This is a genomic window from Staphylococcus nepalensis, from assembly GCF_014635045.1.
Classification (GTDB): Bacteria; Bacillota; Bacilli; order Staphylococcales; family Staphylococcaceae; genus Staphylococcus; species Staphylococcus nepalensis.
Map to the genome: position 1 here is coordinate 61,595 of NZ_BMCF01000005.1, position 16,618 is coordinate 78,212.

Consider the following 16,618-nt stretch of genomic DNA (forward strand, 5'->3'; position numbering starts at 1 on the left):
CAATACAGTTGCTAAAATCATTTTAAATATATAATTTTTATTTCTAAAACTTAATCCGTCAAACGGCCTTATGACTTAAACAATTTCATCATAATAAAAGAGCAGACACACAAAATCAAAATTCCAATCTGACTTCGCATCTCTGCTCTTATTAAAGTGAGCTATCCTCAAAAAGTAAACGATAAAGATACTTTGACATCCGTACTCACCATGTCTAATACATCTGTTCAAAAATCATTTGAATCTTATTTAGACTTTAATGCTTCACGTAGTGCATCATCTGAGTTATTCCACATATCTAAATCATGTGATTTGAGAAACGCTTTTAATATTTGTTTATTGTTATCGCCAATATGGTCAATGTCAATTAAATGTTTCATAGATTTATCCATCATATTAACATGCTCTGGCATACTCTTATACCCTCTACGGATACTTCTATTAACTAATAAATAACATGCTGTAAGGCCTGCATAGTATGGTCCGTTTTCTCCACGTTCAGTAGTTACCCAACATAACCAATATGGTTTAGCTTCCTCGCCTTCAACTTTTTCTTTATCTTTGATCCATTTAACGCCTTTTTCTACGCTTGAACGTGCATGCATACCAGCAATATCGATAAATGCTTCTTCATTTTCAACATCAATAAAAACAGGCGCAACATTATCCAAGCTAATAGACCCAATATTGGTACCTTTATGTCCATCTAACGGGTCATTTTTTATAATATTAAATTTAAATCCTTTATTCTCAGCCATCCGTGTACACCTCCTATATTAAAATCAGCAGATACACCATATCTTAAAAGCTGCCCAGCTATACTGACTATACTAAAATTTTGCCACATTCATCAATGAGTGAAAAGTAATCAATTTATAATCCTATCTCAATACGTTAAAAATATCATCCTAAAATTAATTCAATTCATCTAATATGCTATTAATTGCATTTCTGACCTGATCATCTTCAATATCAGATATAAATTCTTTTGGATAATATAATTTATAATCTTGCCTATTAATCCCCGTTATACTATGAATAACCAACGACTGGCTACTGATTTCTCTTATTTTGCCATTACGTCTTAATAAATGAATTGGTTGTCTATCTGATCCTGGACGATCATAATCATATGGCAAGTCCGAAAATGATTCGCTTACAAAATAATAAGTCGGGTCTATACCAGCTTGTATAAACAAATCAGTTAATTCCGTAATTGTAATAATAGAACCATCGAACGGCATATATTTAAATAAGTCACGATTAATAAATCTACGTGATAAATCACTTAATATTTCATCATCTTCATTAATCCATGCTTTTAAATAATATACAACTATCGCTTCATCTAAATCTACATATTGTTCAATAGTCACAGATTCCTCAAAGAATGGAACAAAATCAGTAGGGTATTTCTTAAACGTGTACCCTTCATTATATAGTTGTTTAGCGCGTTTCAAACAATTATTGAGTAATACTTCTCCACCCCGACTAACTGGATGGAAGTAGACTTGCCAATACATTTGATAACGACTCATAATGAAGTTTTCTACTGCATGCATACCACTTTCTTTAATAAGCACTTCATCTTTTGAAGGTCGCATTAATCTCAATATACGTTCCATATCAAATTGACCATACGTAACACCTGTGAAGTACGCATCACGTTGCAGATAATCCATTCTATCAGCATCTATTTGTGACGAAATCATAGAAATAACCAATTTATTTTCGTGCGTCTTGTTGATGACATCAGCCACTTGCTGAGGGAAATCTTCAGAAACACGTCTTAATACACTATTCACTTCCGTTGGTCCAGTAATAATTTTCTGTGTAAAACGTTCATGGTCTGTGTTAAAAATTTTTTCAAAACTATGTGAAAAAGGTCCGTGCCCCAAATCATGTAATAGCGCAGCACATAATGCAAGTGGTCGGTCATTGTTATCCCAAGCTTCGCGACCGTTAAATGAATCATCAATTAATCTACGAACAATTTCATATACACCTAAAGAATGTCCAAATCTACTATGTTCAGCGGTATGAAATGATAAATACAACGTACCCAATTGCTTTATACGTCTTAAACGTTGAAATTCTTTCGTTTTAATTAAATCCCAAATTACTTGATCTCTTACATGTATATATCTATGAATGGGGTCTTTGAATACTTTTTCTTCAGGTAATTTTTGTGTAGCATATGTTGTCAATGTCAATGTCGTCCTCCTGTTCATACCATATTGATGGACAATTATCTTAAAGTTTTACGCATCAGTGCCAAATCCATTTCTTCCCCATACATAACGTGCACATAGGAGCGCACTCTTTCAAATCCTTTTTGCTCATAAAATGACACTGCTTCGTCGTTCTTATTATCTACTTCTAAGAACACTTCGTTGTATTCATCTTTGAAATACGCTAAGCCTTCTTTTAATAAATCAGAGCCATAGCCATGATGCTGCCACGAAGGCCTTACATAATGTGCTGATAAAAATAATTCAGTACCATATATAAAATTGGCAAAACCAATAATACACTGATCTTCTTCGATAACTAAAAATAATTGTTCTTCTAATCTTTTAAGTAAATGTTGTTCATTATATGAAGCAGCTAGCAACTCATTTACCGTTTTAGCTGCATAAATATTTAAGTACGTATTATACCAAGCTTTTGTTGCTACATCTCGGATGCCTACAACATCATCTGGCGTTGCTTTTCTAACTTTATGCATGTTGATTTCCCCCTATTTATGATAGGTAATAATATCTATATTATAACATAATTTTAGTATTCAAAATACTTTATCTATTCAAATGAAAATAGCTTGGACAATATATAACAATTGACCAAACTATCTGTAAAATTATTCATTTCTGCTTAATGTTTCTTGCCATTCTTGAGCACGGTCCAAAGCATACGAATCTTTTTTAATATCTCCAGGTTTCTCTGCAGTGCCAATAATATAACCAGATAACGTACCACCTAAAAATTCTAAACTATATTTCATTTGGGTGATACATGGTTTAGCTTTAACTTTAGGAAAATCACCGCCAACGATAATAAGTCTAAAATCTTTCTCAGACATTTTCGTTTTGAAGTCTCTGTAATCAGGGTCCATCAATGTTTCAGACCAATGATCAATGAAAGCTTTTAACGACGCTGACAAACTATACCAGTATACAGGCGAAGCAAATATAACTGTATCACTGGCTAATACTTTATCTATGATTTTTTTATAATCATCTTCGTATACGGTGATGACGCTTCCATCATGTCTTACATCTCTAACTGGGTTTAAGCGATATTGCGTTAAATCAAACCATTCGTAATCGTGGCCCTTTAAGGCCATTTTAGTCAATTGAGCAGTGTTCCCCTCTGGGCGACTACCCCCGAATAAAACTGTAATCATAACAATCTCCTTTTAATACTTTTCATATATTCTATTAAAACCTTAAAATTAAAATATTTTAATAATTTTACATATTTTTTCATAAATATAATTTCTCTTAGTAAAATTAAATTATAGCATTAAATGATTTGTAAGAAAATTCTAAATTCTGTATATTACAAAATTAATTCAAAAATCTATAAAATATAGATGTGCATAACATAAAGCACATCTACATTTCATTATTTTCTAGGAAATAATTGGTTTATTTTTTCTATTTCTTCTTTAGTTAGTTTAACGTCTAACGTAGTTAAGTTATCTACGACTTGGTGGGGTTGCTTAGCCCCGGGAATCACTACATCCAATGATGGTTGCGTCAAATAGAACGCAAGTACCACGTGTGCTACATCAACTCTATGATTGTCTGCAATATCTCTCAGCTCATCTATTTTCTCTAAATTTTCCTTGAACCTATCACCTTGAAATTCAGGATTTTCAGCACGCAGATCATCAAATTTTGTATTTTCAGTATACTTCCCAGCTAAAAGACCAGATACTAAAGGGAAATAAGGAATAAATGTAATTTGGTTTTCTTTTGTGTAGTCAAATACGGCTTCATTTTCGCGATTCAGCAAATTGTATTCCATTTGTACAACATCTACGTGCCCGTCTTTATTTGCTTCTTTAATTTGTTCTAAACTAAAATTCGAAACACCAATTGCTTTGATTTTCCCTTCATCTTTTAATGATTTCAACGCTGCAACCGCTTGATCTTTAGGTGTCGTTTCATCTGGAAAATGAATATAATACAAATCAATATAATCTACCTTTAGTCGTTTTAAACTTTGCTCTACTTGGTTTCGCAGAAAGTCAGGATCATTCGACATTTTAACATTGCCTTCTTCATCAAAGTAATGTGCACCTTTTGTGGCAATTGCAAATTCATCTCTTGCAAATTCCTTAACTGCTTCTCCAACAAGTTCTTCTGAACGTTCTGGTCCATAAATATAGGCCGTATCTAAAAGTGTAATACCGTTTCTAACAGCTGTACGTACTGTTTCTTTACCCTTTTCTTCGTCTAAATTATTATATAAATTATGTCCGCCTACCGCATTTGTACCTAAAGCAATCGGTGACACCATAACATTTGATTTGCCTAACTGTACTTTTTTTGTCAAATCTGTTCAGCTCCTTTTGTACTATAAATAAAACTTAATTGATTTATCATTCATTTAAAAATAGGCTTGTTCGTGATAACCATCAAACTCAAATATTTAAATGAGGTTTAATCATTTCTAAATTTCATAATATTCATTTACCCTATTTAGCCCACTTTAATAATATTCTTTTGAATAAAATTCAACTCATTTTATAATTCAAATAAGCAAACGATATATACATCAATATTTCATGTCACGTGCGCCGTACTTTGAGTATAAAAAATCGAAATTCGCTATATGCATATATTTCTAGCACTCAATTTCAAACCAATATAACGTAACGAAAGATGACATAAAATAGATACATACCTTACGCTCATCTAAAATGTAGCAATTTCTATATTAAAATTGTAATGAATTGCTTAAAAAGCGACCAGAAACTCATTTCAAATAGATAACTAGCCTTTTTCACTGTCTATGTATAACCTACACAATGGCAGGAAAGAGGCTATATTTCATACAATAAATCCTTTCTCTCACCAAACTTTTAGTGATCGAAAAAACTTTTAGATTACACCGATTACTTGATCTAAAACCATTCCACACTTATCGCTATAAAACCTTTTTATAATTGCATCCCCAGCCATTTACTAGCTTAATCATCATGACAGTCACGATAATATTTATCTCTATCACCTTTCACATCAATATAAAATATTAAAAAATAAATCTATATTAAACTTTTAATAAATAAATATAATTTAGCAAATGTACTAATTTAGTAATTTGATTTAATTGACTTTTATCTCTTTTTAAATTAATATTCATTTTTGTTAGCGGTTACACAATTTGATGAAAAGGAGCAAGAAAATGGAAAGTGATGATATCAAGCACTTGGTTGATTCAGGTCAACTGTCTGTAGGAATCGAACTAGGCTCTACGCGTATTAAGACAATTGCTATAGCACCTAATTGTGAAACAATTGCAACAGGTGCTTTCGAATGGGAGAACAAGTACGAAAATGGCTATTGGACTTACTCAATTAATGATGTGTGGGTAGGTATCCAAAAAAGTTATGCTGAAATGTCAGAAGCCATCCAAAATCATTGTCATACTCAAATCAAGTCAATAGCATCTTTAGGAATTAGCGGTATGATGCATGGTTATTTAACATTCGATGAAAATGATGACTTGTTGGTGCCCTTTAGAACTTGGCGAAACAATAATGCTAACAAAGCTGCTCAAATCTTACGCGAAGATTTTAAAGTTAATATCCCTGAGCGCTGGAGTATAGCACAACTTTACCAATCAGCGATAGATGGAGAAGCACATGTCAAAAAAGTAAACTATATGACTACCCTATCTGGATATGTTCATTGGTATTTAACTGGTGAAAAAGTGTTAGGCATTGGAGATGCCTCCGGTATGTTCCCTATCGACAGTGAGCATAAGTGTTTCCGTCAAGATTTGTTAGAACGTTTTAATTCATTATTTCAAAAATCAGGTTACTCACAAGATATTAACGAAATATTACCTAATGTCGTTGTAGCTGGTGAAATCGCCGGTTATTTAACTGAGACAGGTGCAAAACTGTTAGATCCAAATGGTGAATTGGAACCAGGGTGTCCCTTGTGTGCACCAGAATCAGATGCTGCTACAGGTATGGTAGCAACGAATAGCGTAGCGCCAAAAACAGGAAACGTGTCAGCTGGAACTAGTATTTTTTCAATGATTGTACTAGAAAAGCCAATCGTTCATGTTTATCCTGAAGTCGATATTGTAACGACCCCTGATGGCTACGACGTTGCAATGATACATGCAAATAACTGTACTTCCGATATCAATGCTTGGATAAATTTATTTGAAGAAGTATTTCAACTCATGAACGTAAAATACGATAAAAATGAACTCTTTACCAAATTATTTGAAAGCGCTTTTAACGGAGATGAAACATTAGGTAAATTGTTATCTTATGGTTATGTTTCAGGTGAATTTATAACTGATGTAAAACAAGGTTATCCGATGTTTTTACGTCACGTTGATAGCGAATTTAATATAGCGAACTTTATGAAAACACATATTTTCAGTGCTTTTAGCACTTTAAAGATTGGTATTGATTTATTGAAAGAAAAAGAAAATATTCAAATCGATAGCATGCTGGGCCATGGGGGTATTTTTAAAACAGAAAAAATAGCACAGTCATTTTTAGCTGCAGCGCTGGAAACGCCTGTTAGTGTTATGACAACAGCAAGTGAAGGCGGCGCATGGGGTATCGCTATTTTATCTCGTTATTTACTAGAAACTCAGTATTCAAATTTGGCCAATTACTTAAACGTTAAAGCTTTTGACAATACTGAGCAAATCACATTAAACCCTAAGGAAGAAGATATCGAAAGTTTTAGGCATTATATTCAAAACTTTAAGTCGTTATTACCTCTCCAGCGACAAGTAAATGATTATATTTAAGCAATATCAGCAGTTTAGAAACAATATTTTTATAGAGTAGGAGAGATTATTGTGAACTCACTAAGTACAAATAGCTCTAAACAATTTTTAGGACTGCCTTTAACTTTAATTTGGGGCTATATCGCAGTTGCTGTTTTTATGACTGGCGATGGTATTGAACAAGCCTTTTTATCAAAATATATCGTTAGTATTGGATTTGAAGCACACCAAGCATCCGCTGTACTCACACTATATGGTCTGGTAGTTGCAATTGCATCCTGGCTTTCTGGTATTTTGGCAGAAATATTTAGTCCAAGGAAAGTAATGGCATTCGCATTTATTATTTGGATCATTTTTCATGTTGGTTTTTTAACTTTAGGGTTAGAACAACAAAGTTATCCAATGATGCTCATCATGTATGGTATCAGAGGCTTTGCTTATCCTATGTTTATTTATAGTTTCGTTGTGTGGATTACTTATTCTGCTCCGAAACATCGTTTAGCTTCAGCTATGGGGTGGTTCTGGGCAATGTACTCCGTTGGCATCGGATTTTTAGGAACATATTTGCCAAGTTTTACCATCCCATGGATTGGTTTTATGGGGACATTATGGTCATCAATTATATTCATTTTAATTGGTGGTTTAATGGCAATGTTTTTAGTTAAAGATAGAAAAGGCTCTGAGAAAGAATCAGATAAGTTAACTCCAAAAGAAATATTAATTGAATTTGCTAGAGGTGTAACGATTTTAAGAAATCCTCAAGTAGCCATTGCTTGTGTAGTTAGAATAATTAACCAATTGGCCCTGTTTGGACTCGTTGTCATTATGCCAATCGTGTTTACTGATACCGTCGGGTTTACTACTTCAGAATGGTTGAGAATTTGGGGATTGATGTATATTGTAACTATATTCACCAACCTATTTTGGGGTGTTATAGGAGATAAAATTGGTTGGGTACGACAAGTCCGCTGGTTTGGTTGTATAGGCATGGTGCTTTCTACATTGGCCTTTTACTACTTACCTATTTGGACCGGACCTAACATTTGGGTTGCTGGCGCTGTTGCAGTTATATTTGGGTTTGCTGTTGCTGCATTTGTACCCATGTCAGCAATTTTCCCTATACTAGAACCTAACCATAAAGGGGCTGCAGTTTCTATTCATAACTTATCAGCTGGTTTAAGTAACTTCGTAGGGCCTGCAATTGCAACCATAACTGTTCCAATAGGTGGTCCTGTATTAACCATTTGGACTTATGCAATCATTTATTTTATAGGGTTTATTTTAACTTTCTTTATGAAAGTGAACCAACCAAATCATTAAAAAGGAAAGGTGTTTTAACATGACAAATATTTTAGAACAATTTAAATTAGACGAGAAAGTAGCAATCGTAACAGGAGGCGCTATGGGATTAGGTAAAGCCATGGCTACTGCATTAGCACAAGCTGGTTCTAATATTGTAATTGCCGATATTAACAAAGAAATAGCGGACGAAACAGCCAAAGAAATTAGTGATAACGAAAATGTAGAAGCAATCGCTATAAAAGTTGACGTGACAAACCCAGAAGATGTCAATCAAATGGTCGAAGCAGTAGTTAAACAATTTAAAAAAATAGATATTTTAGTTAACAACGCTGGAATGACAATTAATGCAAAAGCTGAAGAGATGTCATTCGAGGATTGGAATAAAGTCATCAATCTAAACCTAAACGGTATATTTTTAGTTGCACAATCAGTCGGTCGTGTAATGATTAAACAGGGCTACGGTTCCATCATTAACACATCTTCTATGTCAGGACTTATTGCTAACAAACCACAAGAACAATGTTCATATAATGCTTCTAAAGCCGGGGTAATCATGTTAACGAAAAGTTTGGCAATGGAATGGTCAAAATATAATATAAAAGTGAATACAATCGCACCAGGTTATATGAAAACGGAACTTACTAAACCTTTCTTTGACCAAGGTGGAGAAATGATTAAAGACTGGATGGGATTCACACCTATGGGCAGACCAGGCACACCAAATGAACTCGGTGGTATTGTTGTATATCTAGCTTCTGATGCTTCTTCATTTGCCCAAGGTAGTGTGTTTACAATTGATGGTGGCTATACAGCACTTTAAACTTTAATAATAAATAATGTTATATTTTCAAATAAAATAGAATTAAAAAACACTTTCGTACCAATCTCATATTACATGATGAAATTAACGGAAGTGTTTTTAATATTCATTCGTACAAACAATCATCAAAACGCAACACATAGATTAACCCTCTCTTGTATCTTCGATTTTTGGTGTTTATCATTTACTTTTCTTCTTAGCTAATTTTTCTTTTAATTTGCGGTCTTGTTCTTCTTTTCGTCGTTTACGTTCTTCGTTACGTTTTCTTAAGCGTTCTTCTTCTTCTGGATCTCTTGGTTTTTGTAATTGTTTTTCAACTTTTTCCAAAAGTTCCTCTTCAGTTAAGGCTGCGAGTGGCCGATTATTAACAAATGCAAAAGTTTTACGTCGACCAGGCCCACAATAGGATTGACAACCGATTTCTATTTCAGCATCAGAATCTAATTTTGTAAGTTTTTTCTCTAAAGATTTACAATTAACACCCTGACAATCGTCACAAATCAAAAATTTATTTTGCAAAACCACCCTCACCTTTCTAAAATTTTATTATAAATTCAAAACCGCTTCATTTTATATAAAGTATGTATATAAACCATATAAAAACTAATTTATCCTCATTCATGTCTTACATTTATAACTCTAATTATTTTACTCTATTTATAAAAAAATTCAAGTTCCACATCATAAAATAATGTAAATAACTTTTTTGTCAAATAACTAAAAAACAGCGTAGAAACCTTTTGTTTCTACGCTGCATTTACATTAAAAATCCAGTTACTACATCATTGAAACCAGCTACGTCCACCATAAATCTGGGGCAGGATGTTCAATGTTGATTGATTTTAAATTATTAACAGCTTTGACAAATCCCTCTTCAATAGACATAATTGGATCTTCATGTTCTATACTAATTACATAGTCATACCCATTGATTCTTAATGCACTAACCATTTCTCCCCAAACATTAGGACTATGCCCATAACCAACAGTTCGGAATGTCCAAGCTCGAGTGTTAACGTTACTATAGGGTTGCATATCAGTTAATCCATACATATTTACATTTTCTTGATCAATGTATGTATCTTTTGCATGAAAATGGTGTATTGCATTCTCTTTACCTAATATTTTAATCGCAGCTATTGGGTCAATACCTTGCCACCAAAGATGACTTGGATCAAGATTTGCGCCTATAAAATCATTTGTCACTTTTCTTAATTTTAATAATGTATAAGGCGTATGAACTAAAAATCCTGCATGTAATTCGATCGCAATCTTAACTCCCTGTTCCTTCGCAAATTCGCCAAGTTTTTTCCAGTAAGGTATAAGTTTTTCTTCCCATTGCCACTCCAAAATATTGGAATAAACAGTTGGCCATGGGGTTACTGGCCAATTAGGGAATTTTGCTGTTTCATCTGAACCAGCTACACCTGAAAAAGTATTAACTACTGGAACATTTAATAAAGCTGCTAGTTTAATGGTTTTAATTAACGTTTCATCTGATTTTGCAGCAGTTTCATTATTAGGTGATATAGGGTTATTATGACAACTAAAAGCACTTATACTTAACCCTCTTTTATGAATCGCATCGATATATGCCTTACGTTTTCTTTCATCTTCTAATAAATCATCTAAAGGGCAAAATTGGTTACCAGGGTTACCGCCTGTCCCAATTTCAATCATATCTACACCGGCATCCACAACATAATCCAACATCTCTTCAAATGTTTTATCTTGAAATAATACAGAAAATACTCCGATTTTCATAAAAAATCACTCCTTAAACGTTTGATAATCTTATACTACGGCCTTCAACACTACTTTTATATATCGCATCGATTATTAAACTGGTACGCTGTGCTTCTTCAGGTTTCACTACTAAATCTGCTTCGCCCAAACAACTTTTCACAAAATTTGTCGCTTGTCTTTTTGCCGCTAATGTTTCATCGTGGTCCACTACCGCTTTTTCTGTAAAGCATGTCCCATATTTATGCTGATATAATTCAAAAGGATATAAACTGATACCACCATCAACACCTGAAATACTTAAATGTTTTGAGTCATCTTTGATATTGGCTGCCCAAGAACACTCAAATTGCATTGATGCATTATCTTTAAATATAATAAAGCATGAGACATGATCATCAACATCAAATGTTTCATGATTAAATGTTCCCCAGTCATTGATTTGATTGGGCGTTTTACTCAATCTATTGTAAGTTTTAGCTAAAATTTCCACCGGTTCATTATCTTCTAATAGCCATAAAGAAAGATCAAGTAAGTGGCACCCATAATCAATTAAGCTGCCTCCACCTTGCAACAATTTATTAGTAAATACACCCCAACCAGGGACTTTTCTCCTACGCAATGCTTGTGTACGAATAACTAAAGGATCTCCTACTGCACCATTTAAAATAGCTTTTTTGGCAGTCATAGCAGCGTCTGTAAATCTATAATGGTAACCTATTGCTAATAATTTCCCAGAATGATTTGCAGCTTCCACCATCCTTTCGCATTCTAATTTATTCAAAGCCATCGGTTTTTCACAAAAGACGTGAACACCAGAATTTAATGCTGCTATACTAATTTCAGCGTGAAATTTATTGGGCGTGCATACTGCGATAGCATCAACTAATTCAAACATCTGTTGATAATCTTCCATTACAAATTCAATATTGTTATTTTCTGCAACATTTTTAGCCAAATCATAATTAATATCATGCACTGCCACTATGTCAGTAATTTCGTTTAATTCTTGAAATGCTGGTATATGTCTATTTCTAGCAATACCTCCACAGCCCACAATTCCAATTTTTAATTTATTCAAATTGTCACCCCCAAATCATTTTTCTGATATATCCTCCAGTGGTTTAACATTGCCATAATCATGTGTTGGTGCATGGTTACGCTTCGCCCACTGAACACCATTTTTTATAACTCGTTGAATCTCTTTATTGTAATAAGTTGGATAACTTTCATGCCCTGGCCTAAAATAAAATATTTTTCCTTTCCCTCTTTTAAAGGTCACACCGCTTCTAAATACTTCTCCCCCTTCAAACCAACTTATAAAAATTGTTTCATCAGGCGCAGGAATATCAAAATGCTCTCCATACATTTCTTCTTTATCTAATTCAATATAACTATTCAGCCCTTCAGTGATTGGATGTGTAGGGTCTACTACCCATAACCTTTCTTTTTCATCTGCTTCTCTCCATTTAAGATCACACGTTGTTCCCATCAATGATTTGAAAATCTTAGAAAAATGTCCAGAATGTAAAACAATCAACCCCATACCTTCCAATACGTGTGATTTTATTTTTTCACAGATTTCGTCTTGGACTTCATCATGCGCTTTATGCCCCCACCAAATTAAAACATCTGTTTTATTTAAATTTTCGTCCGATAGACCGTGATGTGCTTCGTCTAATGTTGCAGTTTCAACATGATGTTCTTCTAAAAATGATGCAATCGCCTTATGAATACCTTCAGGGTAAACTTTTCTCACTTCTTCATTTTCTATTTCATGTCTATATTCATTCCAAATTAGGATATTCATAACATTGCCCCTTTAATTATTGCTTAAATATATTGCTTCTCCTGTTTTAGCTGATTGATAAATTGCTTCCAGAATTTGAGTAACGACAAACGCTTCCCTAGGTTTTACTACCGGGTCTGTATCGTAAAGGATATTGTTTATCCAAGAACGAGCCTCTTCTTCAGCTTCATCTACAGACTCGCTTTCAAAAAAATCCACACCTGGGTTATCATATTCAATTTTCGAGGTAAATAAAGTGCTTAAATCTTCTCCATGAATTCTCAATCCGTCTTTCATATCAGCGCCACCTTCCGTTCCTGATAGTGAACATTTGGCTTCATCCACTTCTAGGCTGTTAAGCGCCCAACTGGATTCTAAAATAATTGTTGCGCCATTTTTCATTTTTATAAATCCAAATGCAGAATCTTCAACTGTAAATGTTTCTGTATCCCAAGACCCCCAAGCATTTGCGGCATTTTCTTTTTTTCCTAATTTATGGAATGTAGAACCCATCACAGATTCTGGTTCATAGTTATCCATCATCCATAATGTTAAATCTAAGGCGTGTGTGCCTATATCAATAAGCGGGCCTCCGCCTTGCTTTTCTTCGTCTAAAAATACACCCCAAGTTGGCACGGCACGTCTTCGAATTGCATGTGCTTTACTAAAATAAACTTCTCCTAAATCCCCTCGTTGACAAATTTTATGCAAATGCTGGCTATCAGCTCTAAATCTATTTTGGTAACCTATTGTTAATTTTTTATTATTATCTTCTGCCGCTTTTATCATTTCTGCCGCTTCTTCAGAAGTTTTTGCCATCGGTTTCTCGCACATAACATGTTTGCCTGCGTTTAATGACGCCACAGTTATGTCTTTATGTGTATTATTAGGTGTACAAATATGTACTACGTCAATTTTGGGATCTTTCAACAATTCATGAAAATCTTCATAAACTTTTGAATTTTCCATTCCGTATTTACTAGCTGATGCTTTCGCTTTTTGAATATCTATATCACAGAAAGCTTTTATCGATACTTCCGGTATTTTTTCTAAACTGGGAAAATGTTTACCATTTGCAATGCCTCCACAACCTATTACGCCAATATTTAAATTCATAGAACCAGCTCCATTCTTTTATTTAAAAAACAAAATTATTATTTTTATTAACAAAATATAAAAACAACTATTAAATTTGACTTATTAATAATTTATATATTAACATTAAGCTATATTTTCAATATTCGGAAATTTTTCCAATGGACAGGTGGCATCGAAAATATGGTACTTGATGATTTAATTAATAAACACTTTAGTCATTTGACTGAAAATGACTTACATATTATTAGTATTATTCATAAAAATATAGATAAAATAACAACTATGAAAATCTATGACTTAAGTTTATTGACGCATACCTCCATATCGACAATTCATAGATTAGTCAAGAAACTCGGTTTCGAAGGTTACAGTAATTTTAAATTTTATATAAAAATGCAATCTAACCATGAACCTACTAAATTAGTAAATACAGACCCAATTATTGAAGACGTACAGCGAACCCTAGAACATCTCGAAATGTTTGATTATAATTTGCTCATTAAGTTAATTGAATCAGCCCCAATTATTTATATTTTTGGGACAGGAATGGCTCAACAAAATGTAGCTAGAGAAGCTCAGAGACATATGTTATCTATTTCAAAAAAAGTTATTGTTTTAAATGATGAAAATGAGTTCAAATTAGCTATAAATCAAATGGATGATGAAGATTTACTATTTATTATTTCTTTATCAGGCGAAACGAAAAAACTAAAAGAACCGATTCAGTTGATAAAATCGCGTGAACTTAAATTTGTTTCCTTGACTACGCTTCATGACAATTACATTGCTCAAAATGCAAACTTTAATATCTATGTTAATAGTTCACCTATACAATTTTTTAATCACATTGATTATTATAGTTTCATCCCTTATTACGTCGTATTTGATTTTATAGCTAGGGCCTACCACAATTACATGATTTCCAAATGATATGTTGGCGATGAATTATTTTCCAAATTCGATTTATAATTCATCGCTTTCTTTGTAGTTTTACTCATTTAATAATTGTTCTACAGATTCTCTGACTTGTGGGACAGAAAGCCCTACAATGACTTGCACATTTTTGCCACTTTTAACCAAACCATGTGCGCCCCCGACTGTTTTAAAGAAGTCATCTTCTTTTATTTCATTTGGGTTTGCGACAGTTACTCTTAATCTTGTAGCACAATTAGTAACATCAACGATGTTTTCTCTACCACCTAAACCTTCTATATAAATCGCAGCTTTATCATCGTATTCACTACCTTTTTTATTATTACTATCTTTCTTTTTATTAGATTGGTAATCTTTTTTTGTATATAATTTTGTATCTTTATTATCTTCCTTTTCTCGTCCAGGCATAGGTATATCCAATTTCAATATAATAAACCTAAATAAATAGTAGTAGATAAAAATAAATATGATACCGATTATAAATTGAGCTACATAAGTCCCCCAATGAGAACCAAATAGAGGAATCCAATTGGTAGCTGCTATTTCAATCAACCCGCCACCTAAGTTACCAACTAGCCCAAAAGCGTGCATAATTGTTACCATTGTTGCACCGAGAACAGCGTGTATTAAGAATAAAAACGGTGCTATAAAAATAAATGTAAATTCAAGCGGTTCAGTGATGCCCGCAAAAACGGCTGTTAACGTCGCAGCTAGTAATAAAGCACCAACTTCTTTCTTTTTATCAGCTTTAGCAGTTGAATATATCGCAAGCGCAATACCAATCGAACCAAACATTTTAATGTTACCTTGTAATAAAAATCCTCCCCCTGGGAAAATTTCTTTTAATGACTTATTGGTCTGTGAATATTCATTTAAATGGGAGATCCAAAACGATTTAATACCTCCATCAACAACTGCTGGTCCATATTCAAATGGTGTATATATAAAATGATGTAAACCTGTAGGTATTAAAATTCTCTCTAAAAAGTGGAATAACCACACCCCTACATAACTTGATGAAGCTAAAAATGTTTGCAATGAAGCTATCCACCCTTGAACGATTGGCCATCCCCAACTCGTCAACAACGCCATCGGAATCATACAGAAAAATGAAATCATAATCACGAAAGGAGAGCCTTGAAAAATACCTAATGATTCAGGTAATTTTTTATCATAATATCTATTATGTAACCATATTGCTATACCTGATATAATGAGCGCTCCAATAATATTAGTATCAAGTGTTTTTATACCTACTAACTCCGTTATACCAGTACCCTCTCCTATATTGCCTTTAAAATCAACACCAAAAGCAGGGCCCCAAGTAGTTAAAATACTATTAATAAAATAATTAAACATTAAGTACGTAACTACAGAAGACATAACGGCGTGACCAGCTGATTTTTTAGCCAATGAAATAGGTAAACCTATTACAAAAATAAGTTCTATATTTTGAAAAAGTGTCCAGCCACCATTTTCAATTAAAGTCCATATTTGATACCATAAACTATCAGGATTTGCTATCCCCCCCATAATAGCCTCATTTTTAAATAATGTAGCTATCCCAACAATGATACCGAAAAATGGAAAGAGAAGCACTGGTACAATCATAGCACCTCCAAATCTTCGAATTGCGTTTCCAAAATTTCCTCCGAATTTCATATAATCACCCTTTTTCAAAACGCTTATTGAAAGCGCTTTCTTAAATGAATGATATATCTTAAATCATGTTATTTCAATGCTATAGCAAGATTTAGATACGCTATATCTACAAAAGAAATCATTTCCATTTAAAGGTAAATTTTCCTGGAAATATAGCGCTATTTCTTTCATCATCGTAAAAAATCAAAAAAACAGCGCTTAAATCTTATAATTTAAGCACTGTCCCACGGTAAGCTACATTTTTTCTATTTCTTTAATGATTTGTTCTATTGATTTGATGG

At 33.3% G+C, this 16,618-nt stretch carries 15 protein-coding genes; 4 read left to right on the forward strand and 11 right to left on the reverse strand.

The genetic code is table 11. The annotated features are described in order from the left end of the window. Nucleotides 1–245 precede the first annotated feature (245 nt). From IEU88_RS08615 to IEU88_RS08635, 5 genes are all read right to left on the reverse strand, one after another. Complete coding sequence (locus tag IEU88_RS08615) at nucleotides 246–758, reverse strand: YwhD family protein (protein WP_096810826.1); 513 nt, start codon at nucleotides 756–758, stop codon at nucleotides 246–248. Between the two features lie 156 nt (nucleotides 759–914). Then, nucleotides 915–2,231 (reverse strand): HD domain-containing protein, encoded by a 1,317-nt coding sequence (locus tag IEU88_RS08620; protein WP_174221772.1) that lies wholly within the window; start codon nucleotides 2,229–2,231, stop codon nucleotides 915–917. Between the two features lie 17 nt (nucleotides 2,232–2,248). Continuing rightward, nucleotides 2,249–2,728, reverse strand: coding sequence for a GNAT family N-acetyltransferase (locus IEU88_RS08625; protein ID WP_103372857.1), 480 nt, complete (start codon nucleotides 2,726–2,728; stop codon nucleotides 2,249–2,251). Nucleotides 2,729–2,860: 132 nt separating this feature from the next. Next, nucleotides 2,861–3,406 carry a flavodoxin family protein gene (locus tag IEU88_RS08630; RefSeq protein ID WP_096810829.1) on the reverse strand — a complete coding sequence of 182 codons (546 nt, stop codon included), beginning with the start codon at nucleotides 3,404–3,406 and terminating at the stop codon, nucleotides 2,861–2,863. 221 nt (nucleotides 3,407–3,627) lie between these two features. Continuing rightward, nucleotides 3,628–4,563 carry an aldo/keto reductase gene (locus IEU88_RS08635; protein WP_096810830.1) on the reverse strand — a complete coding sequence of 312 codons (936 nt, stop codon included), beginning with the start codon at nucleotides 4,561–4,563 and terminating at the stop codon, nucleotides 3,628–3,630. An 852-nt stretch (nucleotides 4,564–5,415) separates the two neighbouring features. Here IEU88_RS08635 and IEU88_RS08640 point away from each other — a divergent pair. From IEU88_RS08640 to IEU88_RS08650, 3 genes are read left to right on the forward strand one after another with little or no spacing between them, the layout of a single operon-like run. Then, nucleotides 5,416–7,011, forward strand: a complete 1,596-nt coding sequence (locus IEU88_RS08640) for a xylulokinase (RefSeq protein ID WP_103372856.1) — start codon at nucleotides 5,416–5,418, stop codon at nucleotides 7,009–7,011. A gap of 51 nt (nucleotides 7,012–7,062) precedes the next feature. Beyond that, on the forward strand, nucleotides 7,063–8,310 hold the full coding sequence (locus IEU88_RS08645; protein WP_318270843.1) for an MFS transporter: 1,248 nt from the start codon (nucleotides 7,063–7,065) through the stop codon (nucleotides 8,308–8,310). Between the two features lie 19 nt (nucleotides 8,311–8,329). After that, on the forward strand, nucleotides 8,330–9,112 hold the full coding sequence (locus IEU88_RS08650) for a glucose 1-dehydrogenase (RefSeq protein WP_103372855.1): 783 nt from the start codon (nucleotides 8,330–8,332) through the stop codon (nucleotides 9,110–9,112). Nucleotides 9,113–9,292: 180 nt separating this feature from the next. Here IEU88_RS08650 and IEU88_RS08655 read toward each other — a convergent pair whose 3' ends face one another. From IEU88_RS08655 to IEU88_RS08675, 5 genes are all read right to left on the reverse strand, one after another. Then, entirely contained in the window at nucleotides 9,293–9,631 is a 339-nt protein-coding gene (locus IEU88_RS08655) for a YuzB family protein (RefSeq protein ID WP_096810833.1), read from the reverse strand. 276 nt (nucleotides 9,632–9,907) lie between these two features. Continuing rightward, nucleotides 9,908–10,876: a sugar phosphate isomerase/epimerase family protein gene (locus IEU88_RS08660; RefSeq protein WP_096810834.1), complete on the reverse strand. Its 969-nt coding sequence runs from the start codon at nucleotides 10,874–10,876 to the stop codon at nucleotides 9,908–9,910. A 13-nt stretch (nucleotides 10,877–10,889) separates the two neighbouring features. Beyond that, on the reverse strand, nucleotides 10,890–11,936 hold the full coding sequence (locus tag IEU88_RS08665) for a Gfo/Idh/MocA family protein (RefSeq protein WP_096810835.1): 1,047 nt from the start codon (nucleotides 11,934–11,936) through the stop codon (nucleotides 10,890–10,892). Nucleotides 11,937–11,951: 15 nt separating this feature from the next. After that, a complete protein-coding gene (locus tag IEU88_RS08670; RefSeq protein ID WP_103372854.1) occupies nucleotides 11,952–12,665 on the reverse strand; it encodes a ThuA domain-containing protein in 714 nt (237 codons plus the stop codon). 12 nt (nucleotides 12,666–12,677) lie between these two features. Continuing rightward, entirely contained in the window at nucleotides 12,678–13,760 is a 1,083-nt protein-coding gene (locus IEU88_RS08675; RefSeq protein ID WP_103372853.1) for a Gfo/Idh/MocA family protein, read from the reverse strand. 162 nt (nucleotides 13,761–13,922) lie between these two features. Here IEU88_RS08675 and IEU88_RS08680 point away from each other — a divergent pair, with 162 nt between their 5' ends. Then, entirely contained in the window at nucleotides 13,923–14,672 is a 750-nt protein-coding gene (locus tag IEU88_RS08680) for a MurR/RpiR family transcriptional regulator (RefSeq protein ID WP_096810838.1), read from the forward strand. 60 nt (nucleotides 14,673–14,732) lie between these two features. Here IEU88_RS08680 and IEU88_RS08685 read toward each other — a convergent pair whose 3' ends face one another. Further along, nucleotides 14,733–16,337, reverse strand: a complete 1,605-nt coding sequence (locus IEU88_RS08685) for an alpha-glucoside-specific PTS transporter subunit IIBC (RefSeq protein ID WP_096810839.1) — start codon at nucleotides 16,335–16,337, stop codon at nucleotides 14,733–14,735. Nucleotides 16,338–16,618 lie beyond the last annotated feature (281 nt).